The 21,941-nt window shown below is 60.0% G+C and carries 19 protein-coding genes; 7 read left to right on the top strand and 12 right to left on the bottom strand.

Annotated elements, in window-relative coordinates; all coding sequences use genetic code 11:
- Window positions 1–5: 5 nt before the first annotated feature.
- The 7 genes from AC1DVH_RS17520 to gcl all read right to left on the bottom strand — a co-directional run bounded on the left by AC1DVH_RS17520 (window position 6) and on the right by gcl (window position 8,466).
- Window positions 6–830: an ion transporter gene (locus AC1DVH_RS17520; protein ID WP_477754872.1), complete on the bottom strand. Its 825-nt coding sequence runs from the start codon at window positions 828–830 to the stop codon at window positions 6–8.
- A gap of 21 nt (window positions 831–851) precedes the next feature.
- Complete coding sequence (locus AC1DVH_RS17515; protein ID WP_477754871.1) at window positions 852–1,766, bottom strand: urea transporter; 915 nt, start codon at window positions 1,764–1,766, stop codon at window positions 852–854.
- Between the two features lie 174 nt (window positions 1,767–1,940).
- Entirely contained in the window at window positions 1,941–3,356 is a 1,416-nt protein-coding gene (pyk, locus tag AC1DVH_RS17510; RefSeq protein ID WP_477754870.1) for a pyruvate kinase, read from the bottom strand.
- On the bottom strand, window positions 3,346–4,626 hold the full coding sequence (locus AC1DVH_RS17505) for a glycerate kinase type-2 family protein (protein WP_477754869.1): 1,281 nt from the start codon (window positions 4,624–4,626) through the stop codon (window positions 3,346–3,348). Before AC1DVH_RS17505 ends, pyk begins: the two co-directional genes overlap by 11 nt.
- A gap of 178 nt (window positions 4,627–4,804) precedes the next feature.
- Complete coding sequence (locus AC1DVH_RS17500; protein ID WP_477754868.1) at window positions 4,805–5,692, bottom strand: 2-hydroxy-3-oxopropionate reductase; 888 nt, start codon at window positions 5,690–5,692, stop codon at window positions 4,805–4,807.
- A 67-nt stretch (window positions 5,693–5,759) separates the two neighbouring features.
- Entirely contained in the window at window positions 5,760–6,542 is a 783-nt protein-coding gene (hyi, locus tag AC1DVH_RS17495; protein WP_007971414.1) for a hydroxypyruvate isomerase, read from the bottom strand.
- Window positions 6,543–6,690: 148 nt separating this feature from the next.
- The gene (gcl, locus tag AC1DVH_RS17490; protein ID WP_477754867.1) at window positions 6,691–8,466 is read right to left on the bottom strand and encodes a glyoxylate carboligase; all 1,776 of its coding nucleotides are present in this window, start codon (window positions 8,464–8,466) and stop codon (window positions 6,691–6,693) included.
- Window positions 8,467–8,726: 260 nt separating this feature from the next.
- Here gcl and AC1DVH_RS17485 point away from each other — a divergent pair, with 260 nt between their 5' ends.
- Window positions 8,727–9,167: a GlcG/HbpS family heme-binding protein gene (locus AC1DVH_RS17485; protein ID WP_150757696.1), complete on the top strand. Its 441-nt coding sequence runs from the start codon at window positions 8,727–8,729 to the stop codon at window positions 9,165–9,167.
- Window positions 9,168–9,375: 208 nt separating this feature from the next.
- Window positions 9,376–9,834: an REP-associated tyrosine transposase gene (locus AC1DVH_RS17480; protein ID WP_477754866.1), complete on the top strand. Its 459-nt coding sequence runs from the start codon at window positions 9,376–9,378 to the stop codon at window positions 9,832–9,834.
- A gap of 94 nt (window positions 9,835–9,928) precedes the next feature.
- On the opposite strand, the gene AC1DVH_RS17475 is transcribed toward AC1DVH_RS17480, so the two are convergent.
- Entirely contained in the window at window positions 9,929–10,537 is a 609-nt protein-coding gene (locus AC1DVH_RS17475; protein ID WP_477754865.1) for a TetR/AcrR family transcriptional regulator, read from the bottom strand.
- 134 nt (window positions 10,538–10,671) lie between these two features.
- Between AC1DVH_RS17475 and AC1DVH_RS17470 the strand changes: the two genes are divergently transcribed.
- Window positions 10,672–11,586: a DUF808 domain-containing protein gene (locus tag AC1DVH_RS17470; RefSeq protein WP_477754864.1), complete on the top strand. Its 915-nt coding sequence runs from the start codon at window positions 10,672–10,674 to the stop codon at window positions 11,584–11,586.
- A gap of 65 nt (window positions 11,587–11,651) precedes the next feature.
- On the opposite strand, the gene AC1DVH_RS17465 is transcribed toward AC1DVH_RS17470, so the two are convergent.
- Both AC1DVH_RS17465 and AC1DVH_RS17460 read right to left on the bottom strand, forming a co-directional pair.
- Window positions 11,652–12,440, bottom strand: a complete 789-nt coding sequence (locus AC1DVH_RS17465; RefSeq protein ID WP_477754863.1) for an MlaA family lipoprotein — start codon at window positions 12,438–12,440, stop codon at window positions 11,652–11,654.
- Window positions 12,433–13,731 carry an alpha/beta fold hydrolase family protein gene (locus AC1DVH_RS17460; RefSeq protein ID WP_477754862.1) on the bottom strand — a complete coding sequence of 433 codons (1,299 nt, stop codon included), beginning with the start codon at window positions 13,729–13,731 and terminating at the stop codon, window positions 12,433–12,435. Before AC1DVH_RS17460 ends, AC1DVH_RS17465 begins: the two co-directional genes overlap by 8 nt.
- Window positions 13,732–13,956: 225 nt before the next feature.
- On the opposite strand from AC1DVH_RS17460, the gene AC1DVH_RS17455 reads away from it, so the two are divergent.
- Complete coding sequence (locus tag AC1DVH_RS17455; protein WP_477754861.1) at window positions 13,957–14,325, top strand: hypothetical protein; 369 nt, start codon at window positions 13,957–13,959, stop codon at window positions 14,323–14,325.
- Window positions 14,326–14,451: 126 nt separating this feature from the next.
- Here AC1DVH_RS17455 and AC1DVH_RS17450 read toward each other — a convergent pair whose 3' ends face one another.
- A complete protein-coding gene (locus tag AC1DVH_RS17450) occupies window positions 14,452–16,047 on the bottom strand; it encodes a glycoside hydrolase family 17 protein (RefSeq protein ID WP_477754860.1) in 1,596 nt (531 codons plus the stop codon).
- Window positions 16,048–16,335: 288 nt separating this feature from the next.
- Between AC1DVH_RS17450 and AC1DVH_RS17445 the strand changes: the two genes are divergently transcribed.
- The 3 genes from AC1DVH_RS17445 to AC1DVH_RS17435 all read left to right on the top strand — a co-directional run bounded on the left by AC1DVH_RS17445 (window position 16,336) and on the right by AC1DVH_RS17435 (window position 19,438).
- Entirely contained in the window at window positions 16,336–17,187 is an 852-nt protein-coding gene (locus AC1DVH_RS17445; protein WP_477754859.1) for a glycine betaine ABC transporter substrate-binding protein, read from the top strand.
- Between the two features lie 284 nt (window positions 17,188–17,471).
- A complete protein-coding gene (locus tag AC1DVH_RS17440) occupies window positions 17,472–17,783 on the top strand; it encodes a DUF485 domain-containing protein (RefSeq protein ID WP_110746318.1) in 312 nt (103 codons plus the stop codon).
- Complete coding sequence (locus AC1DVH_RS17435; RefSeq protein ID WP_477754858.1) at window positions 17,780–19,438, top strand: cation acetate symporter; 1,659 nt, start codon at window positions 17,780–17,782, stop codon at window positions 19,436–19,438. Before AC1DVH_RS17440 ends, AC1DVH_RS17435 begins: the two co-directional genes overlap by 4 nt.
- Window positions 19,439–20,583: 1,145 nt before the next feature.
- Here AC1DVH_RS17435 and gltA read toward each other — a convergent pair.
- A complete protein-coding gene (gene gltA, locus AC1DVH_RS17430; protein WP_477754857.1) occupies window positions 20,584–21,873 on the bottom strand; it encodes a citrate synthase in 1,290 nt (429 codons plus the stop codon).
- Window positions 21,874–21,941: the final 68 nt, after the last annotated feature.

Here is a 21,941-nt window from a genome sequence, read left to right as displayed (position 1 = left end):
TTTGCTTATTCCAGTTTTTTGAACAATGCATTGCCACAACGGGAACAGAACGAGGCTTCCTGTTCGTGGCTGTCTTTTGCACATACCGGGCAGTCGTGCTGTAACTGGCCGCCACGCATGGCCGTGGCCAGTTCGGCGGTGAAGATCCCGGTGGGCACGGCGATGATCGAGTAACCGGTGATCATCACCATCGACGAGATGACCTGGCCCAGTGCGGTCCTGGGCACGATGTCGCCATAACCGACTGTGGTCAGGGTGACGATCGCCCAGTAGATGCCCTTGGGAATGCTGGTGAAGCCACTTTGCGGGCCTTCGACCACGTACATCAGGGTGCCGAACACTATCACCAGCGTGCAGACACTGAGCAGGAACACGAGGATTTTCTGCTTGCTGCCGCGCAAGGCATCGAGCAGGTAATGGGCTTGCTTGAGGTACGGACCGAGCTTGAGCACGCGGAAGATCCGCAGCATCCGGATCACCCGGATGATCAGCAGGTACTGGGCATCGCTGTAGTACAGCGCGAGGATGCCGGGCACGATGGCCAGCAGGTCCACAAGCCCATAGAAACTGAACGCGTAGTGCAGCGGTTTGGGCGAGCAGTACAGGCGCAGGATGTACTCGCCGAGGAAGATGATCGTGAAGCCCCACTCGATGTATGCAAGCACGCTGGCGTAGTTCTGGTGGACGTCATCGATGCTGTCCAGGATCACCACCACCAGGCTGGCGAGGATGATCAGCAGCAATGTGGAGTCGAAGCGTCGACCGGCAACGGTGTCGGTCTGGAAAATAATCACGTACAGGCGATTACGCCAGGTGTCGTTGCTGTTCATGCACATCGCCTTGGCCGCAAATCAGCGCAGCCTAGGTTGATTCTCCCCGGGAGCGCAAGACGCGCTTTCGACCGTGGCTTTGCCGAGCATTTGCACAACGCTGCGAATCAGCCAGCCGGCAAGAATGAACGGCGCGGTCAGCGTGGGCATACCGATGGCGGCAAACACCGGCGTCAGCAACAGAGCCAGGCCGATGCCAAGCAGCGGCAGCCACGGTTGGCGATGCTGCGGGCTGAGGGCGAGGGCGGCGAGCACGGCGTTATAACCACCGAGGCCGAGCAGCGCGGTATAGAAGTCGTGGTTCAGCAGGCTCCAGCCCATGCCCGCGACAGACGCCAGCACTGCCCAGCAGAAGGCGTGGCGATCAGCGATCAGCAAACCGGCGGCAATCATCGCACCGGCCAGCGGATGACCGAGGAACATCACCTGGCCAATGCCTTTGAGGGGGGCGGCGAGCATGTTCAGGGTGCTGACTTCGATCAAGTGCGCCTCTGTCGAGGGCGTGGCGAAGCACAGCAGCACCCAGCTCAGCACCACGAATGGCGTGGTGTAGGCGGGGAGGTATTGGCTGAATCGGACGCGCTTGAGCCACTGCTGGGTGATCATCGCGCTCAGGCCACCAGCGGCCAGAATCAGTGGCGGCATCATCGCCGACCAGGGGAAATACAGGCTCAGCAACAGTCCGAGCAGGACGCCGTTGTAGCTGAACAACCCGGCCTGACGATCAGCCTTGGCATAGTTGCGGCGTTGCGCGGTGAGCAGCCCGGCGACACCACCGAGCAAGGCGCCGCCGAGCAAGGCGGGTGCAGTGAACAAAATGGCCAGGACGCACAGCAGGCCGCACAGCGGGTTGCGCTGGAGAAAGATCTGGCTGAAGCCGTTGAGCAAGGCTTCGGCCCAGTCGGGGCAGTGGGTGTTGAAATGGTTGGCAGGCATGGCAGTTCTGAAAGTCAGTGGGACCGAGTTGGTCGAGCGCGACCCCGGCTGATCGCGAGCAAGCTCGCTCCCACACTGAATCTCTGTTCAGTCTTGATTCTGTGATCAACACAAAACCAATGTGGGAGCGAGCYTGCTCCGGGCGGCGTTCCGACGATGAGGCCGGTACAGGCGCTAGATCAATGTCTCGATACGCAAAGAGTTAGTCGATCCCGGCTGCCCAAAGGGCACACCTGCTGTGATCAACAGTGTGTCGCCACGCTGTGCCATGCCCTGGGCCTGGGCAATTTCCAGTGCCGTGGAGCAGACTTCATCGACCTGACGCAGGCGATCGTTGACCACCGAGTGCACACCCCACGCCACGCTCAGGCGACGGGCGGTTTGCAGGTTCGGTGTCAGGTTGAGGATCGGCACCGTCGGCCGCTCCCGCGCCGCGCGCAGGCTCGACGCGCCGGACTCGCTGTAATTGACCAGCACCGCCACCGGCAGCACGTTGCTGATGCGGCGAATGGCGCAACTGATCGCGTCGGAAACAGTCGCCTCGGCTTTCGGTCGGCTGACGTCGAGTTGAGTCTGATAGTCCGGACCGTTTTCCACCTGACGGATGATCTTGCTCATCATCTGCACGGCTTCGAGCGGGTATTCGCCGGAGGCGGTTTCCGCCGACAGCATCACCGCGTCCGCACCCTCGGCCACCGCGTTGGCGACATCGGTGACTTCGGCGCGGGTTGGCGCCGGTGAGAAGCGCATCGATTCCAGCATCTGGGTCGCCACCACCACCGGTTTGCCGAGCTGGCGGCAGGTGCCGATGATGTTCTTCTGAATCTGCGGCACGCTTTCGGCCGGCACTTCCACGCCAAGGTCACCCCGGGCGACCATGATCGCGTCGCTCAGTTCGGCGATCTCGCGCAGTTGTTCAACGGCCGAGGGCTTCTCGATCTTGGCCATCAGGAACGCCTTGTCGCCGATCAGGGAGCGGGCTTCGCGGATGTCTTCGGGACGTTGCACGAACGACAGCGCCACCCAGTCCACACCCAGTTCCAGGCCGAAGGTCAAGTCGCGGCGATCCTTGGCGGTCAGCGGGCTCAGGTCGAGCACTGCTTGCGGTACGTTCACGCCTTTGCGGTCCGACAGTTCGCCGCCGTTGAGCACGGTGGTGTCGATGGCGTCGGCGTACTTGGTCACTACCCGCAGGCGCAACTTGCCGTCGTCCAGCAGCAGGTCCATGCCCGGCTCCAGTGCGGCGATGATTTCCGGGTGCGGCAGGTTGACCCGGCGTTCATCACCCGGCGTGGCATCGAGGTCCAGGCGCAAGGCCTGGCCGCGGACCAGTTGCACCTTGCCTTCGGCGAACTTGCCGACCCGCAGTTTCGGGCCTTGCAGGTCCATCAGAATGCCCAATGGGTAATTCAGCTGGCGCTCGACTTCACGGATCCACTGAAAACGCTGGGCGTGGTCGGCGTGATCGCCGTGGCTGAAGTTCAGGCGGAAGATGTTGACCCCGGCCAGCACCAGCTCACGGATGGCGTCGATGCCGTCGGTGGCCGGGCCGAGTGTGGCGAGGATTTTGACCTTTTTATCAGGCGTCATGTTTGGTGCTCTCAAGGATCAGAATGGCGCGGAAGTCGTTGACGTTGGTACGGGTCGGCTCGGTGACGATCAGCGCGTCCAGCGCCTCGAAGTAGCCGTAACCGTTGTTGTTGTCCAACTCGTCACTGGCGCTCAGGCCCTTTGCCGCAGCACGGGCGTAGCTGTCCGGGGTCATGATCGCGCCGGCGTTGTCTTCGGAGCCGTCGATGCCGTCGGTGTCACCGGCCAGCGCGTAGACGCCGGGCAGGCCCTTGAGGCTGTCGGTCAGGCTGAGCAGGAACTCGGCATTGCGCCCGCCACGGCCATTGCCGCGTACGGTGACGGTGGTTTCACCACCGGAGAGAATCACGCAGGGCGCCGCCAGCGGCTGACCGTGCAGGACGATTTGTCGGGCGATGCCGGCGTGGACTTTCGCCACCTCGCGGGATTCGCCTTCCAGGTCACCGAGGATCAACGGGCTGAACCCGGCCTGACGGCATTTCACCGCCGCTGCTTCTAGGGATTGTTGCGGGCGGGCGATCAACTGGAAATGACTGCGTGCCAGGCTCGGGTCACCGGGTTTGACGGTTTCCGATTCGGGGCTTTGCAGCCAGTTGCGTACCGAGGCCGGAACCTCGATGGCGTAGCGTTTGAGGATCGCCAGGGCTTCGGCCGAGGTGCTCGGGTCGGCCACGGTAGGGCCGGAGGCGATGACCGTGGCGAGGTCGCCCGGCACATCGGAAATCGCATAGGTGTAGACCGTGGCCGGCCAGCAGGCTTTGCCCAGGCGGCCACCCTTGATCGCCGAGAGGTGCTTGCGCACGCAGTTCATCTCGCTGATGGTCGCGCCGGACTTGAGCAGGGCTTTGTTGATCGACTGCTTGTCGGCCAGGGTGATGCCTTCGGCCGGCAGTGCCAGCAGGGCAGAGCCACCGCCGGAGAGCAGGAATATCACGCGGTCGTTTTCGCTGAGGTCGCTGACCAGTTCCAGCACACGCTTGGCCACGGCCAGGCCAGCAGCGTCCGGCACCGGATGCGCGGCTTCGACCACTTCGATTTTTTCGCAAGGTGCGCCGTGACCGTAGCGGGTCACCACCAGGCCGGAGACTTCACCCTGCCAGCAGCGCTCGACCACCTGGGCCATGGCAGCGGCGGCTTTGCCGGCACCGATGACGATCACGCGACCGCTGCGGTCGGCAGGCAAATGGGCTTCGAGGACTTGTTGCGGATGCGCCGCGTCGATGGCTGTGGCAAACAGCTCGCGCAGCAATTGTTGCGGATCGACCGACATGGCGGGCTCCCGGAATTCTTGTTATTGGGGGAACGCAACCTGCGGCAACTCTGGATCGGTTACCCATTTGGTGGGATGAACCGGATCCTGTAGGAGCTGCCGCAGGCTGCGATCTTGTTGCGGATAACGCGGTGTGCGTGTGGACGAAAGATCAAAAGATCGCAGCCTTCGGCAGCTCCTACTTGCGAATCGAGAAGTTCGCCATGTGTTCCAGACCCTTGATCAGCGCCGAGTGGTCCCAGTTGCTGCCACCGATGGCCGCGCAGGTGCTGAACACTTGCTGGGTGTTGGCGGTGTTCGGCAGGTTGATGTTCAGCTCCCTGGCACCTTGCAGGGCCAGGTTCAGGTCCTTCTGGTGCAGGCTGATGCGGAAGCCCGGATCGAAGGTGCCTTTGATCATGCGCTCGCCATGAACTTCGAGGATCTTCGAGGACGCGAAACCGCCCATCAGTGCTTCACGTACCTTGGCCGGATCGGCACCGTTTTTCGAAGCGAACAGCAGGGCTTCAGCCACGGCCTGGATGTTCAGGGCCACGATGATCTGGTTGGCCACTTTGGCGGTTTGACCGTCGCCATTGCCACCGACCAGGGTGATGTTCTTGCCCATGGCCTGGAACAGCGGGAGGGCGCGTTCGAAAGCGTCGGCATCGCCGCCGACCATGATGCTCAGGGTCGCAGCCTTGGCACCGACTTCACCACCGGATACAGGGGCGTCGAGGTATTGCGCGCCTTTTTCGTTGATCTTCGCGGCGAAAGCCTTGGTGGCGGTCGGCGAGATCGAGCTCATGTCGATCACCACTTTGCCTTTGCCAACACCGGCGGCAATGCCATCGGCGCGGAACAGCACGTCATCGACCTGCGGGGTATCCGGCACCATGACGATGATGAACTCGGCTTCCTGGGCGACTTCCTTCGGGTTCGCCAGGGCAACGGCGCCAGCGGCGACCAGGTCGGCAGGGGCGGCGTCGTGGTGCGCCGACAGGAACAGGCTGTGACCGGCTTTCTGCAGGTTCAACGCCATTGGGTGGCCCATGATGCCGGTGCCGATAAATCCGATTTTAGCCATGAGAAAATCCTCTCTTGTATTTAAGATCGCAGCCTGCGGCAGCTCCTACAGTGATGACCGTGTTCTATCAGATTGCGTTGTGGGTCTTGAGCCAACCCAAGCCCGCTTCAGTGGTGGTCAGCGGCTTGTATTCGCAACCGACCCAACCCTGATAACCGATGCGGTCCAGGTGTTCGAACAGGAAGCGGTAGTTGATTTCACCGGTACCTGGTTCGTTGCGCCCCGGGTTGTCCGCGAGCTGCACATGGTTGATCTCGCCCAGGTGCGATTGCAGGGTGCGGGCCAGATCGCCTTCCATGATTTGCATGTGATAGATGTCGTATTGCAGGAACAGGTTGGCGCTGCCGACCTGCTCGCGAATCGACAGGGCTTGCGCCGTGTTGTTCAGGTAGAAGCCTGGAATGTCACGGGTGTTGATCGCTTCCATCACCAGCTTGATACCCGCCGCTTGCAGCTTGTCGGCGGCGTACTTGAGGTTGGCGACGAAGGTTTTTTCCACGGTGGCATCGTCAAAACCCTGCGGACGAATACCGGCCAGGCAGTTGACCTGGGTGTTGCCCAGCACTTGCGCGTAAGCGATAGCCAGGTCGACACCGGCACGGAACTCTTCAACCCGGTCCGGCAGGCACGCGATACCGCGTTCGCCCTTGGCCCAGTCACCGGCCGGAAGGTTGAACAGCACTTGGGTCAGACCGTTGGCGTCGAGCTTGGCCTTGATTTCGGCGGAGCTGAAGTCGTACGGGAACAGGTATTCGACACCACTGAAGCCGGCCTTGGCGGCCGCTTCGAAACGGGCGAGAAAGTCCTGTTCGGTGAACAGCATGGACAGGTTGGCTGCGAAACGCGGCATGGTGGTCTCCTGAGTATGTATGGTGAGCGGCCCCGGATCCCTGTGGGAGCGRGCTTGCYCGCGAAAGCGGTGGGTCAGTCAACATCTCTGTTGAATGTGAAGCCGCCTTCGCGGGCAAGCCCGCTCCCACAGGGGGAGCGGTCAGCAGTTAATCAAGCAACGAAATCGCAGTCGGTGCGTCGTCGCCGACCAGCGCCAGGTCTTCGAACTCGTTGACGGCGTTGATCTCGGTGCCCATGGAAATGTTGGTCACACGCTCCAGGATAATCTCGACGATCACTGGAACCTTGAACTCTTCGATCAGCTCCTGGGCCTTGCGCAGGGCAGGCTGGATCTGAGCCGGTTCGAACACACGTAGTGCCTTGCAGCCGAGGCCTTCGGCCACTGCGACGTGGTCGACACCGTAACCGTTGAGTTCCGGAGCGTTGAGGTTGTCGAAGGACAGCTGCACGCAGTAGTCCATGTCGAAACCGCGCTGCGCCTGACGGATCAGGCCCAGGTACGAGTTGTTCACGACAACATGTATGTACGGCAGCTTGAACTGCGCGCCGACCGCCAATTCCTCAATCATGAACTGGAAGTCATAGTCCCCCGACAGGGCCACGACTTTACGGCTCGGATCAGCCTTGACCACACCCAGCGCTGCCGGAATGGTCCAGCCCAATGGGCCTGCCTGACCGCAGTTGATCCAGTGACGTGGCTTGTAGACGTGCAGGAACTGCGCGCCGGCAATCTGCGACAGCCCGATAGTGCTGACGTAGCAGGTGTCTTTGCCGAACACCTGGTTCATTTCTTCGTAAACGCGTTGCGGCTTGACCGGCACGTTGTCGAAGTGAGTCTTGCGCTGCAGGCTGGCTTTACGCTGCTGGCAGTCTTGCAGCCAGGCACTGCGGTTCTTCAGCTTGCCGGCGGCTTGCCATTCGCGAGCGACTTCGATGAACACGGTCAGTGCGGCAGCGGCGTCGGAAACGATGCCCAGGTCCGGGGTGAACACGCGACCGATCTGGGTCGGTTCGATGTCGACGTGAATGAACTTGCGGCCTTCGGTGTACACGTCAACGGAACCGGTGTGGCGGTTGGCCCAACGGTTGCCCACGCCCAGAACCACGTCGGATTTCAGCATGGTCGCGTTGCCGTAACGGTGCGAAGTCTGCAAGCCAACCATGCCCACCATCAGCGGGTGATCGTCCGGGATGGTGCCCCAGCCCATCAGGGTCGGGATCACCGGAATACCGGTGAGCTCGGCGAATTCAACCAGCAGGTCACTGGCATCGGCATTGATGATGCCGCCACCGGCCACCAGCAATGGACGCTCGGCCTGATCCAGAATGGCCAAGGCTTTTTCAACCTGGACGCGGGTAGCGCTCGGCTTGGCCAGCGGCAGTGGCTGGTAAGCGTCGATGTCGAATTCGATTTCAGCCATCTGCACGTCGAACGGCAGGTCGATCAGCACCGGGCCTGGACGGCCGGAGCGCATTTCGTAGAAGGCTTTCTGGAACGCGTAAGGCACCTGGCCAGGTTCCATGACGGTAGTCGACCACTTGGTGACTGGCTTGACGATGGTGGTGATATCGACAGCCTGGAAGTCTTCCTTGTGCATACGGGCGCGGGGTGCCTGGCCGGTAATGCAGAGGATTGGAATCGAGTCGGCCGAGGCGCTGTAGAGCCCGGTGACCATGTCGGTGCCGGCAGGGCCGGAAGTACCGATGCACACGCCGATGTTGCCGGCCTTGGTGCGGGTGTAGCCCTCGGCCATGTGCGAGGCGCCTTCAACGTGGCGAGCGAGTACGTGATCGATGCCGCCGACCTTTTGCAAGGCGGAGTACAGCGGGTTGATGGCGGCACCGGGGATGCCAAAAGCGGTATCGACCCCTTCACGGCRCATCACCAGAACGGCGGCTTCGATTGCTCTCATTTTGCTCATGGTTTTGTGCCTCTTTACGTTTTGTAATTGTATACAAGTGGCTTTGCGCAGAGTGTATTCACGGCGGACGGCGCAGGTCAATCCATTTTCTCAAGCGCTTGTTTCATTCGTCGGAAGGCCAATCTACTGTGGCTTTTCGTCGCATGTGGCGCCTTTCGAGAATTATTGTATACAAAAAAATAACTCATTGTGTTCTATTTGTTGCATCGGGCTGCCGCGCAGCCCACCGGCTTTCCGAAAAACAAAATGAGGACGGCACCATGAGCGCTTTAACCTTGAAAGTCGCAGTCAACCTGGTCAACGAGGCCATCACCGCAGGGCGTGCAATATCCGCGGCGCCCTTGACCATTGCGGTACTGGATGCCGGCGGGCATCTGATCACCCTGCAACGTGAAGACGGCGCCAGCCTGCTGCGCCCGCATGTCGCCATCGGCAAAGCCTGGGGCGCCATCGCGCTGGGCAAGGGTTCACGCCTGCTGGCACTGGACGCCCAGCAACGCCCGGCGTTCATCGCCGCGTTGAACAGCCTGGGGCAGGGCAGCGTCGTGCCGGCACCGGGTGGTGTGCTGGTTCGCGATCAGGACGGGAACGTGCTGGGGGCGGTAGGGATCAGCGGCGATCTGTCGGATGTCGACGAGCAGTGCGCGATCAATGCGATTGAGGCGTTGGGGTTGGTGGCGGATGCGGGGGTGGCGGCTTGATAGGCAGCGCCTGACCTAATGCAATCGCGAGCAGGCTCGCTCCTACAGGGTTTGTGGTTGGACACAAAATTGTCTGAACGCCTGAACCCCTGTAGGAGTGAGCCTGCTCGCGATTGCTATCTACCAGACACATCCAGTCAATAGTGTGCCCACCCACTTGAATCCACAGAGCTAGCCTTCTCATGACCTGATCATGGGAGGCAAAGGAATGCCGGATTTACCTGCCGCAAATCGATTGCGAATCGGCCGCTATGCCGAAACCAGTCGAATTTATCTGTTAACCACCAACACACTTCACAGGGCCCCGGTTTTCAAGGATTTCACCTTGGGCAGGCTGGTGGTCGATCAATTTCGAAACGCACAGAATCTAGGCTTTGCGAACTCGTTGGCCTGGGTGGTCATGCCAGATCATTTTCATTGGTTAATTGAGTTGCAGAGGGGCTCTTTGAGTGAGTTGATGCAGAAAACCAAGTCGATGAGTACCAAAGCCGTGAAGCAGTCTACCGGTCGAACCACCAGTCTCTGGCAGAGAGGATTTCATGATCGGGTACTGCGGCGGGAAGAGGATTTGGTGAAGATGGCGCGGTATGTTGTGGCCAATCCGTTGCGGGCTGGGCTGGTGGAGAAGCTTGGCGACTATCCGTTGTGGGATGCTGTTTGGGTTTGAGCTGAAATTGAGTTGCCTTCATCGCGAGCAGGCTCACTCCTACAGGGGAATGCATTTCAATGTGGGGCTTGCTCGCGAATAGCCTTGATACGGTCTACCGCTCGGGCTCGCACCCCTTGAGCACCAACCGGATAATCGTCTGCGCCGCCGCTTCATAATCTTCTTCATCCAGCCGGGCCTTGCCGGTGATGGCGGTGATCTGCCAGTCGAAGTCGGCGTAGGTCTGGGTCGCGGCCCAGATGCTGAACATCAGGTGGTTGGGGTCGATGGGGGCGATTTGCCCGCGGTCGATCCAGGTCTGGATGCACTCGATGTTGTGTTTGGCCTGGCCATTGAGTTGTTCGACCAGATCGCTGCTCAGGTGGGGGGCGCCGTGCATGATTTCGCTGGCGAACACCTTGGAGGCGAAGGGCAGGTCGCGGGAAATGCGGATTTTCGAGCGGATGTAGCCACTGAGCACTTCGCTGGGCACGCCGTCGGCGTTGAACGGCGTCGAGGCCTGCAGGATGGGCTCGATGATGCTTTCCAGGACCTCGCGGTAGAGGTTTTCCTTGGATTTGAAGTAGTAGTAGACGTTGGGCTTGGGCAATCCCGCCTTGGCTGCGATGTCGCTGGTTTTGGTCGCAGCGAAGCCTTTGTCGGCGAATTCCTCACTGGCGGCACGCAGGATCAGTTGTTTGTTGCGCTCGCGGATAGTGCTCATAAACCGGGTGATTCCTTGCCTGTACTGGCGGTTGCGCATGGTATCACCGGCCTCGCGCGACGCTCAAGAATGCACCGCGACCCGTTATGCCGCGCTATGCTGCTGCGCATTCATTGCAGAAGGAAACCCGATTCATGGCAGGAAGCAGTTTGCTGGTGCTGATTGACGACATCGCCGCCGTACTGGACGACGTGTCATTGATGACCCAAATGGCCGCCAAGAAAACGGCCGGCGTACTCGGTGACGACCTTGCCCTCAATGCCCAGCAAGTCAGCGGCGTGCGTGCCGAGCGGGAAATCCCGGTGGTCTGGGCGGTCGCCAAGGGTTCGTTCATCAATAAACTGATCCTGGTGCCGTCGGCGCTGGCCATCAGTGCGTTCATTCCGTGGCTGGTCACGCCATTGTTGATGGTCGGCGGTGCCTATCTGTGCTTCGAAGGGTTTGAAAAACTCGCCCACAAGTTTCTGCACAGCAAGGCCGAAGATCAGGTCGAACATGCTGAACTGGTCGAGGCGGTGGCAGACCCGGCGGTGGATCTGGTGGCATTCGAAAAGGACAAGATCAAGGGCGCGATCCGCACCGACTTCATTCTCTCGGCAGAAATCATCGCCATCACCCTCGGCACCGTGGCCGGTGCGCCGTTGAGCCAGCAAGTCATCGTGCTGTCGGGGATCGCAATCGTCATGACCATTGGCGTCTATGGCCTGGTGGCGGGTATCGTCAAGCTGGATGACCTTGGACTCTGGTTGACTCAAAAGCCCGGGCAGATGGCGAAAAGCATCGGTGGCGCCATTCTGCGTGCGGCGCCGTACATGATGAAAAGCCTGTCGGTGATTGGTACGGCGGCGATGTTTCTGGTGGGTGGCGGCATCCTCACGCACGGTGTGCCGGTGGTGCATCACTGGATCGAAGAGGTTGGCGCTGCGGCGGGTGGCGGTGGATTTATTGTGCCGGTGCTGCTCAATGGTCTGGCGGGGATTGCGGCGGGTGCGGTGGTGTTGGTGGGCGTTTTGGCGACCAGCAAAATCTGGAAAGCACTGAAAGGCTGAAGGCAACACATAACAACTGTGGGAGCGAGCAGGCACGCTCCCACAGTGTTTTTCGGCCGCTGGAATTACTCAGCAATCTGCAACTTGCGCGCCTCGGTGTAGACGTAACGCACTTTCTCGTATTCGAATGGCGAGTTCGTCTGGCCATAGCGGAAGGTGGTCTGGTGGCGCTTGTCGATGCTGCGCAGGATCCAGACTTCCGGATGGTTGGAACTGACTTCGGCCACGTTGAGGAAGTTGATCGCATTCTCGGCCGTGTAATCCACCGCCAGGCCGCCGGTGTCGCGCAGGTTCGACGGACCGAGGATCGGCAGGACGAAATAAGCGCCGCCCGGCACGCCGTAGAAGCCCAGGGTCTGGCCGAAGTCTTCGCTTTGGCGCGGCAGACCCATGGCGGTGGCCGGGTCCCACAGGCCGGCGATGCCGATGGTGGTGTTGAGCAGCAGGCGTCCGGTGGTCTCCATCGAGCGCTGGCCCTTGAGTTGCAGCAGGCTGTTCAACAGGTTCGGCACGTCGCCGAGATTGTTGAAGAAGTTGCTGACACCGGTACGCAGAAAGCTCGGGGTGACGTAGCGGTAACCATTGACCACCGGCAGGAACACCCATTGGTCGAAGCGGTAGTTGAAGTGATAGACGCGCCGGTTCCACTCTTCCAGCGGATCGTAGACGGCCAGCGCGCTGAGCGTCGAACGCTCGAACTCGCGCTGGTCCAGGCCCGGGTTGAATTTGAGTTTGCTCAGCGGTTCCTTGAAACCATCACTGTCGACGACCACGGGGGCGTTGGCTTTGCTGTTGTCGGCATTGGCGACGCCTGCACAGAGTAACGCTGCGAAAAGCAGGAGGTATTTAGCCACGGAAGAACTCCAGCATGGCGTCGCTGTTGACGCGGTAGTTAATGTTGCCGCAATGGCCGCCCAGCGGGTAAACGGTCAGGCGATCGCCGAAGGTCCGGCGCAGGAAACCGAGGTCGCCAGGGCCGAGGATCACGTCGTCGGCGTTGTGCATGACGGCGATTTTCGGGCTGTCGTGCAGATAGTCCTTCAGCGCATACAGGCTCACCTGGTCAATCAGTTGCAGCAGGCTGCCACCGTCGGTACGGGCGCGCCACATCGGGATGACTTGTTCGGTGATGTAGCAGTCGAAGTCGCATTGCAGTGCACGCTTGAGGAATGGCGTGAGGCTGGTGCCCTCGGTGATCGGGAACTTGGGTGGGGTGATCAGGCCGCGACGGTTGATCAGGTCTGAAGTGAAGGCGATGTCGGCTGCCGAAAAGCGGAACGACGTACCGATCAGCATGGCCATCTGTTCGTTGGTCAGGTGCTGTTTGGACTGCTGGAAGTCGTAGAGCAGGGCGTCGTTGAGGTCGATGTAGCCCTTCTGCTGGAAGTAGCGGGTCAGTTTGTTCAGTACCAGTTCATAGAACGTGGTGCTGTTGTTGATGCCCTTGACCTCGGTCTGGACCAGCTTGTCGAGGTTGGTGATCGAGGTGTAGAGGTTGACCGGCGGGTTGAGCAGCAGGACTTTCTTGAAGTTGAAGCTGCGGCGGGTTTCGTCCAGGTGCGCGACGAAAGCGGCCTCCAGTCCACCCAGGCTGTAGCCGGTCAGGTAGTAATCGGTGACCGGCACTTTCGGGTTCTGTGCCCGCACGGCCTGCATCACCCGGTACAAATCTTCGGCATCTTCCTTGGACACACCCGGCGTGGCGAAGCGTGATGCGGCGCTCATGAAGTCATAGCTGGTAGGCGATGACAACTGCACCACGTGGTAGCCGGCTTTGTAATAGAGCTTCTTCAGGTATTCATTCAGGCTGCTGTCATAGCGCGCACCGGTGCCGGCGATCAGGAAAATCAGCGGTGCGGCGTGATCCTGCGTGGCAATGCGGTAGTCGAGTTTCTTGACCGCCCAGAAATTGTCCGGCAATTCGAACGCCCGTTCCGGACGCAAGGTGACGCTGCGCACTGTCTGATCGATGTCATCGTCCAGGGGCAACTCCGGACGCAAGTCCGGCGGCGTGGTCGCGATGGTCGCCTCGAACGGGTTGGTCAGGGGGTAGCCATAACTGGCGGCATCTATATCGACCGCCAGTGCGGACGCACTCAAAATAAGGCCGCCAAACAGGGCGGCGAAGCGCAAGGAGCGGAGCATGACTAAATCCCTTAGAAGAAGGTGCCGAATGAATTTCGCAGGCTATGACCATCGGATCTGCGCCAAAGTGCCAACCATCGGCACGAAACAGGCCTGATTGTGCAGTAGTAGTAGCTGGACGATACACTTCGCCGCGATTGAAAGACCAGTTAACAGTTGTTATCGCTTGCGAAACGCCTTCGGGCGATTAAGCTGGCCGCCGTTTTTCGCCAATTGGAGTGTTTCATGTCTCGCCGTCTGCCCGTGATTCTGCTGCTTGTATTGCTGCCTGTATGGCTGGCTGCCAGTTATGGCGCGCGTTATGGCTTCATGGAGGATGCACAGTGGGTCGGCATTTGCGTGGATGAGGCAAGTCGCTGGGAATGCCAGGTGCGATCGAATCTGGGGCTGATGATCCATTTCGGCGTTCTGGGCTGGGCTGCGCTGGGCGCGGCGATCATCGGCTTTGTCGTGCCGGGGCGGGCAGGCTGGTGGCTGGCGGTGCTGGCGCTGGTGTTCGGGTTTCCGGCGCTGGCGTTGTACAACACGACGCTGGCGGTGTTTGCGGTGGTGATAGCGGGGTTGCGTTTGGTCAGGGCTTCTCGGAGCGTCTGATAGTCCGTCATCGCGAGCAAGCTCGCTCCCACAATTGATCTTTATCGCACACAAATTTTGTGTTCACTGAAGATCWAYTGTGGGAGCGAGCTTGCTCGCGATGAGGCCGGTCAGGTCAATGCAAAATCAAGCTGTGCGAACCCGCAGGCAGCGCCACAATGCTGCCACCATCAACACACTCACCAGCGCCCAGCCCCAGGCCTGCTGATTCTGCAAACCTTCACGAAACAGCTGCGGCGCGATGCCGGCACCAATAATGACGGTCAGCAACGCAATCTCGCGGCGCGGCACATTCACCGGGCGGCACAGATAAACCAGCGCCGGCACGATGAACGCGACACTCGGGAAGCTGCGATAACGCGGATCGAATACCAGTTCCAGCATCATCACGGCTGCAGCGAAACCTGTCGTTGCAACCAGCCAGCCAGCACGGCGTTCCAGCAAGTTGAAAGCCTGGCCGCGCCAACCGGTACGAGGGCTCAACGTCAGCGCAGCATGGGCCAGCACCAGCAGATTCAGAGCGGTCAGCAATCCGACCCATAGCCATTCACTGGTAAAACGCGTGGTCACCCGTGCCAGGTCACCCCAGGCGCCTATCGAACACGCCGCCAACGCGCCGAGCAAGGGCAGCACCAGCGCCGAGCGCGTCGTGCGAACCCGGCCGCCGAGCAGCAACGTGCCGATGAAGATCAAGCCACCCACCGCCAGCCATTGCGACCAGTAGGGTACGTTTGTCACTGGCCCGGCCAGCACGCCCTTGTCCTGGCGATCGGCATCGAACAGCCCCCAGTAACCACCCACTGCACCTTCACTGGCGCGTTTCCATGGCTGGTCGAAGGCTTCGATCAGGTTGTAGTGCCAGCCCCGTTGCTCGGCCATGGCGACAAAACCGCGAATGAACCTGGCTTCGTTGACCCGGCTCGGCAGCGCTGTTTCGCGCTGACGGCCTTCGCTGGGCCAGCCGGTTTCGCCAATCAGTACATCCTTGGGCGCGAACTTGTYGCCGAACACCTGGCGTACTTCGGCCACATGTTGCAGGGCGGCGTCGATGTTCGATGGATCATCTTCCCAGTACGGCAGCAAATGGATGGTCAGGAAGTCCACGGCGGGGGCGATTTCCGGGTGCTTGAGCCAGAACTCCCAGACGTCGGCATAGGTGACAGGCTGTTTGACCTGGCTATGGACCTTGTTGATCAGTTTCGCCAATTGCGCGCCAGTGACTTCCTTGCGCAGCAGGGTTTCGTTGCCGACGATCACGGCGCTCACCACATCCGGGTTGGCATTGGCCGAGGCGATCAGCAGGTCGACTTCTTTTTCCGTGTCCACCGGGTTGCTGTTGACCCAAGCGCCAATCATCATTTTCAAGCCGTGCTTGCGCGCCAGTTCCGGCAGGGCTTCGAGGCCGGTCATGGAATAGGTGCGGATGCATTCGAAGCTTTTGGACAGCAGCGCGAGGTCGGCATCCATGCGCTCGGGGCGCAGCTTGAAGGGCTGGTCGAACGGCGATTGGTCTTTGTCGAACGGCGTGTAGGACGCGCATTGCAGCTTGTGCGTTGCGCTGGCCACGTCCGGCAATATCACCGGTTTGCCGAGGCCGTACCAGAAGCCGCCCAGGGCAAACAGCCCGAGCAGGCAAGCGAATAGATAAGCAGCAAAAGGGAAGCGGGATGTCGCGGACATGGAAAGGCCGTGTGGGAGCAAAGCGGCGCATGTTACCTGCATTTACCGTGTGCTTGGTGGCTTGCATGATTTTGATATGCAAAGTTCGGGCGGAGTCTGCGGTGCGTTGGTCGCGCTCAAGATTAATGGCGTTCTGATGTCGTTTCTCGTTGCCTTGAGGTCGCTGGCAGAGCAGGTCGCCAAGAGCGTCAGGTTGATCATCGAAGGCGTCAGTACTCCGCTGATGTTCGAACGAGTTTGCGGTAAGGCGTGATGGGGGCGCTGTGCACCATAACAATACGTTTAAGCGACTCGGCATCCGTCGAGCGCAGCACTTTCGGGGAAGTAACGATGAAGATGCGACGACTCTTGGGCGCAGGTGCCGCTTTGGTGCTGGCGATCAGTTCTACCGTGGCCAGTGCCGCTGGGAAGGAAGTGACGATCGGTTATGTCGACGGCTGGTCGGACAGTGTCGCCACGACCAACGTGGCTGCCGAAGTGATCAGGCAGAAACTCGGTTATGACGTGAAGCTGCAAGCCGTCGCCACCGGGATCATGTGGCAAGGCGTGGCCACCGGCAAGCTCGACGCCATGCTGTCGGCCTGGCTGCCGGTGACCCACGGCGATTACTGGACGAAGAACAAGGATCAGGTCGTCGATTACGGCCCGAACTTCAAGGACGCGAAAATCGGCCTGATCGTGCCGGAATACGTCAAGGCGAAGTCCATTGACGACCTCAAGACCGACGACACCTTCAAGAACCGCATTGTCGGCATCGACGCCGGTTCGGGCGTGATGCTCAAGACCGATCAGGCGATCAAGGACTACGACCTGACGGGCTATCAACTCAAGGCCAGTTCTGGCGCCGGCATGATCGCCGAGCTGACCCGTGCCGAGAAGAAGAACGAATCCATCGCAGTGACCGGCTGGGTGCCGCACTGGATGTTCGCCAAGTGGAAACTGCGCTTCCTCGAAGATCCGAAAGGCGTGTATGGCGCGGCTGAAACCGTGAACAGCATCGGCAGCAAAGGCCTGGAGGCCAAGGCGCCGGAAGTGGCCAAGTTCCTGAAGAACTTCCAGTGGGAATCCAAGGATGAAATCGGCCAGGTGATGCTGGCGATCCAGGACGGTGCCAAGCCTGAAGCGGCGGCGAAGGATTGGGTCGCCAAACACCCTGATCGTGTTGCTGACTGGACCAAGTGATTTGAGCTGACGCGTCTGGTCAGCATCTTCCAGGGTCGCTCGGCAAATTTATGCCAAGCGGCCCTTTGCTTTTTTGTAGGAGCGAGCTTGCTCGCGATGGGCGTGAGCGTTAACGCGTGCTGTCTGAAAAAGTGCGGCGCCTTCAAATTCATCGCGAGCAAGCTCGCTCCTACAATTGGCGAATCCGTCATGGCGTTATAAGACTAAGGTCGTCTGGAACCTGCCCCGCAGCCGCATAGAGTGGATACCGTTGCAACTCAATCTGTGCTGCGAGGATAAAAACAATGAACGACAGCATTTACCTCTCGATTCAAAACAGCCCGCGCTTCAAGGAGCTGGTTAGCAAGAGGGAACGATTCGCCTGGATTCTGTCGGCGATCATGCTAGGGCTTTACTCCGGATTCATCCTTCTGATTGCCTATGGACCGCAGGTGCTGGGGGCGAAAATCAGCCCTGAGTCCTCGATTACCTGGGGCATACCGATCGGTGTCGGGCTGATTGTTTCGGCTTTCGTCCTGACCGGTATTTACGTACGACGCGCCAACGGCGAATTCGACGACCTGAACAATGCGATTCTCAAGGAGGCTCAGCAATGATCCGCCGTCTAATGGCTCTTTTGAGTATCGCAGCTTTCGCGCCTGGCGCCTGGGCGGCTGACGCCCTGACCGGTGCCGTGCAGAAGCAACCGCTTAATGTGTCGGCGATCTTGATGTTTGTCGCCTTCGTCGGTGCCACCCTGTGCATCACCTATTGGGCTTCCAAGCGTAATAATTCGGCAGCCGACTACTATGCCGCTGGCGGCAAGATCACCGGTTTCCAGAACGGTCTGGCGATTGCCGGTGACTACATGTCGGCAGCGTCCTTCCTGGGTATTTCCGCGCTGGTGTTCACCTCCGGCTACGACGGCCTGATCTATTCGATCGGTTTCCTGGTGGGCTGGCCGATCATTCTGTTCCTGATCGCCGAGCGCCTGCGTAACCTGGGCAAATACACCTTTGCCGACGTGGCGTCCTATCGCCTGGGGCAAACCCAGATCCGCTCGCTGTCCGCTTGCGGTTCGCTGGTGGTGGTGGCGTTCTACCTGATCGCGCAAATGGTCGGTGCCGGCAAGCTGATCCAGTTGTTGTTCGGTCTCGATTACCACGTTGCGGTGATCCTGGTCGGTATTCTGATGTGCCTGTACGTGTTGTTCGGCGGCATGCTGGCGACCACCTGGGTGCAGATCATCAAGGCAGTCCTGCTGCTGTCCGGTGCTTCCTTCATGGCACTGATGGTGATGAAGCACGTCAACTTCGACTTCAACATGCTGTTCTCCGAGGCGATCAAGGTTCACCCGAAAGCTGAAGCGATCATGAGCCCGGGCGGTCTGGTGAAAGATCCGGTCTCGGCGTTTTCCCTCGGTCTGGCGCTGATGTTCGGTACCGCTGGCCTGCCGCACATCCTGATGCGCTTCTTCACCGTGAGTGACGCAAAAGAAGCCCGCAAGAGCGTGTTGTACGCAACCGGTTTCATTGGTTACTTCTACATCCTGACCTTCATCATCGGCTTCGGCGCGATCCTGCTGGTCAGCACCAACCCGGCCTTCAAAGACGCTGCTGGCGCCTTGTTGGGTGGTAACAACATGGCGGCGGTGCACCTGGCCAACGCGGTGGGTGGCAGTATATTCCTGGGCTTCATCTCGGCGGTGGCGTTCGCGACCATTCTGGCAGTGGTTGCCGGTCTGACCCTGGCCGGTGCTTCGGCGGTGTCCCACGACCTGTACGCCAGCGTGATCAAGAAAGGCAAGGCCAACGAGAAGGACGAGATTCGCGTCTCGAAAATCACCACCATCTTCTTGGCGGTGCTGGCAATTGGCCTGGGTATCCTGTTCGAGAGCCAGAACATTGCGTTCATGGTGGGCCTGGCGTTCTCCATCGCGGCGAGCTGCAACTTCCCGGTGCTGCTGCTTTCCATGTACTGGAAGAAGCTGACCACTCGCGGTGCGATGATCGGTGGGTGGATGGGGCTGATCAGTGCCGTGGGCCTGATGGTGCTTGGTCCGACCATCTGGGTGCAGATCCTGCATCACGAGAAGGCCATCTTCCCGTATGAGTACCCGGCGCTGTTCTCGATGATGATTGCCTTTGTCGGGATCTGGTTCTTCTCGGTTACCGACAAGTCCACTGCTGCGGACAATGAGCGGGCGCTGTTCTTCCCGCAGTTTGTTCGTTCGCAGACGGGTCTTGGGGCGAGTGGTGCTGTTTCGCACTAAGCGTTTGGGTTTGACTGTTTAAGTTGCGTTGAATGGAAATGCCCTGGTCGAGAGATCGGGGCATTTTTTTATTGGGCGGTAATCGACCGGAATTTCGTGGGTGTGCCGATTTACTGTAGGAACTAGCCTGCTCGCGAAGGCGGCCTGACAGCCGACCTGTCTTTTGTTGACCGCGTACATATCCATTCCTGCGGTAACGGCGGCTTATGGTTCCGCTCTTACAGCGGGTCACTTTGGCAAACGCCCCAAAGTAACCAAAGGTCTCGCCCCTTACGTACGGCCCCTCGCTAAGGCTCGGCGTTCCTTCGCTCCGGCATTCATCCGGGGGCATTGCCCTCCGGTCGGCTTCGCTTCGACCTACATGCAATGAGTTCGACTGCGTCGAACGGCGCTGCGCGCCAATCCCCGGATGAACACCTCCACTCAGCCTCCCGAGGGGGCGGGTGGATCAAGATCAAGAGCTGCAGGCGAGCTAACGCTCGGCCTGATGAGTGGTGAAAAGCGTGGGTGTATGCCGATCTGCCTTTGCTCTTCTGTGGGAGCTGGCTTGCCTGCGATGGCGGTCTGTCAGCCAGCATCAATGTCGGATGTGCCGACCTCTTCGCGGGCAAGTCGGATCGCCGCACCGCCGCTCCCACAGGTTTGGTGCCGTCCGAATAGTTTGTGTTCGACGCAAGTACTGTGGGAGCGAGCCTGCTCGCGATGGCGGTCTATCGGCTGACCGAAACTTTGCAGAGAACCACATCAGCAAACAGGCCGGCCGGTAGGCCGCCTCGGGCGCTGTTGCGGTGTACCCCCCCTCGTGAGGCCGAGAGGAGGTTCTGCGCAGTGGGCAACCCGGCATGGATGCCGGGTTAGTCGCCGCCGGCCATGGATGGCCGATGGCGGCGGGCCCACGGAGCAGGACCGGAGCGAGGGCATGCCGAGCCAAAGCGAGGCACCGAATGTCAGGGGCAAGAGCCCTTGGTTACTTGGGGCTTTTCCAAGTGACCCGCCGTAAGGGCGGAACCAATAGCGGCCGTTACCGCAGCAACGGATATGTACACCATCAAAAAACCGCACAAACAAAAACGGCCTCCTGCTCTTTATATAAAAAAGCAGAGGCCGTTCTCAGTACAACTCAACACGCTACAGCAAGACAGCGCTTACTTGCGGTCTTCCAGCTTGGTGATATCACGCGACTCGTAGCCGGTGTACAGCTGGCGCGGACGGCCGATCTTGTACGGGCTGGAGAGCATTTCTTTCCAGTGGGAGATCCAGCCGACGGTCCGCGCCAGGGCGAAGATCACGGTGAACATGCTGGTTGGAATGCCGATCGCCTTGAGGATGATCCCCGAGTAGAAGTCGACGTTCGGGTACAGCGAGCGCTCGATGAAGTACGGGTCGGTCAGCGCGATCTCTTCCAGGCGCATGGCCAGTTCGAGTTGCGGATCGTTGTTGATGCCCAGTTCCTTCAGTACTTCGTCGCAGGTCTGCTTCATGACGGTGGCGCGTGGGTCGCGGTTTTTGTAAACCCGGTGACCGAAGCCCATCAGTTTGAACGGATCGTTCTTGTCCTTGGCCTTGGCGATGTACTTGTCGATGTTCGAAACATCGCCAATCTCGTCAAGCATGGTCAGAACGGCTTCGTTTGCACCGCCGTGGGCAGGGCCCCACAGTGCAGCGATACCGGCGGCGATACAGGCGAACGGGTTGGCGCCCGAAGAGCCCGCCAGGCGCACGGTGGAGGTCGATGCGTTCTGCTCGTGGTCGGCATGGAGGATGAAGATCCGGTCCATGGCCTTGGCGAGTACCGGGCTGATCGGTTTGATCTCGCACGGGGTGTTGAACATCATGTGCAGGAAGTTTTCCGCGTACGACAGGTCGTTGCGCGGGTACATCATGGGTTGGCCCATGGAGTACTTGTAAACCATTGCTGCCAGGGTCGGCATCTTGGCAACCAGGCGGATCGCGGAAATTTCGCGATGCTGCGGGTTCTTGATGTCCAGGGAGTCGTGGTAGAAGGCCGAGAGGGCACCGACTACGCCGCACATGACGGCCATCGGGTGGGCGTCGCGACGGAAGCCGTTGAAGAAGGTCTTCAGCTGCTCGTGGACCATGGTGTGGTTCTTCACGGTGCTGACGAACTGTGCCTTCTGTTCTGCGGTCGGCAGTTCGCCGTTGAGCAGCAGGTAGCAGGTCTCCAGATAGTCCGACTTCTCGGCCAACTGTTCGATCGGGTAGCCGCGGTGCAGCAGAATGCCGTTGTCGCCATCAATATAGGTGATCTTCGACTCGCACGAGGCGGTCGACATGAAACCCGGGTCAAAGGTGAAACGGCCCGTGACCGTCAGGCCCCGAACATCGATAACATCGGGACCAACGGTGCCGGTTAAAATGGGCAGCTCGACGGGGGCTGCGCCCTCGATGATCAACTGCGCTTTTTTGTCAGCCATGTGGCCTCCTATTTATGCTTGAAATCATCAGACAGACCCCCCACGCAGGGCCCGCACCACTATAGCTG

This window comes from Pseudomonas sp. P4_C3 (genome assembly GCF_056402075.1).
Note: the sequence above shows the minus strand (reverse complement) of the source record. Positions and strands in the feature narration are given on the sequence as shown.

Coding starts and splice junctions, on each gene's coding strand:
- AC1DVH_RS17435 (WP_477754858.1), top strand. CDS start 17,780: ATGATCCGCCGTCTAATGGCTCTTTTGAGTATCGCAGCTTTCGCGCCT.
- pyk (WP_477754870.1), bottom strand. CDS start 3,356: ATGACGCCTGATAAAAAGGTCAAAATCCTCGCCACACTCGGCCCGGCC.
- AC1DVH_RS17505 (WP_477754869.1), bottom strand. CDS start 4,626: ATGTCGGTCGATCCGCAACAATTGCTGCGCGAGCTGTTTGCCACAGCC.
- AC1DVH_RS17455 (WP_477754861.1), top strand. CDS start 13,957: ATGTCTCGCCGTCTGCCCGTGATTCTGCTGCTTGTATTGCTGCCTGTA.
- AC1DVH_RS17500 (WP_477754868.1), bottom strand. CDS start 5,692: ATGGCTAAAATCGGATTTATCGGCACCGGCATCATGGGCCACCCAATG.
- AC1DVH_RS17515 (WP_477754871.1), bottom strand. CDS start 1,766: ATGCCTGCCAACCATTTCAACACCCACTGCCCCGACTGGGCCGAAGCC.
- AC1DVH_RS17460 (WP_477754862.1), bottom strand. CDS start 13,731: ATGCTCCGCTCCTTGCGCTTCGCCGCCCTGTTTGGCGGCCTTATTTTG.
- AC1DVH_RS17475 (WP_477754865.1), bottom strand. CDS start 10,537: ATGAGCACTATCCGCGAGCGCAACAAACAACTGATCCTGCGTGCCGCC.
- AC1DVH_RS17485 (WP_150757696.1), top strand. CDS start 8,727: ATGAGCGCTTTAACCTTGAAAGTCGCAGTCAACCTGGTCAACGAGGCC.
- AC1DVH_RS17520 (WP_477754872.1), bottom strand. CDS start 830: ATGAACAGCAACGACACCTGGCGTAATCGCCTGTACGTGATTATTTTC.
- AC1DVH_RS17445 (WP_477754859.1), top strand. CDS start 16,336: ATGAAGATGCGACGACTCTTGGGCGCAGGTGCCGCTTTGGTGCTGGCG.
- AC1DVH_RS17440 (WP_110746318.1), top strand. CDS start 17,472: ATGAACGACAGCATTTACCTCTCGATTCAAAACAGCCCGCGCTTCAAG.
- AC1DVH_RS17480 (WP_477754866.1), top strand. CDS start 9,376: ATGCCGGATTTACCTGCCGCAAATCGATTGCGAATCGGCCGCTATGCC.
- hyi (WP_007971414.1), bottom strand. CDS start 6,542: ATGCCGCGTTTCGCAGCCAACCTGTCCATGCTGTTCACCGAACAGGAC.
- gltA (WP_477754857.1), bottom strand. CDS start 21,873: ATGGCTGACAAAAAAGCGCAGTTGATCATCGAGGGCGCAGCCCCCGTC.
- AC1DVH_RS17470 (WP_477754864.1), top strand. CDS start 10,672: ATGGCAGGAAGCAGTTTGCTGGTGCTGATTGACGACATCGCCGCCGTA.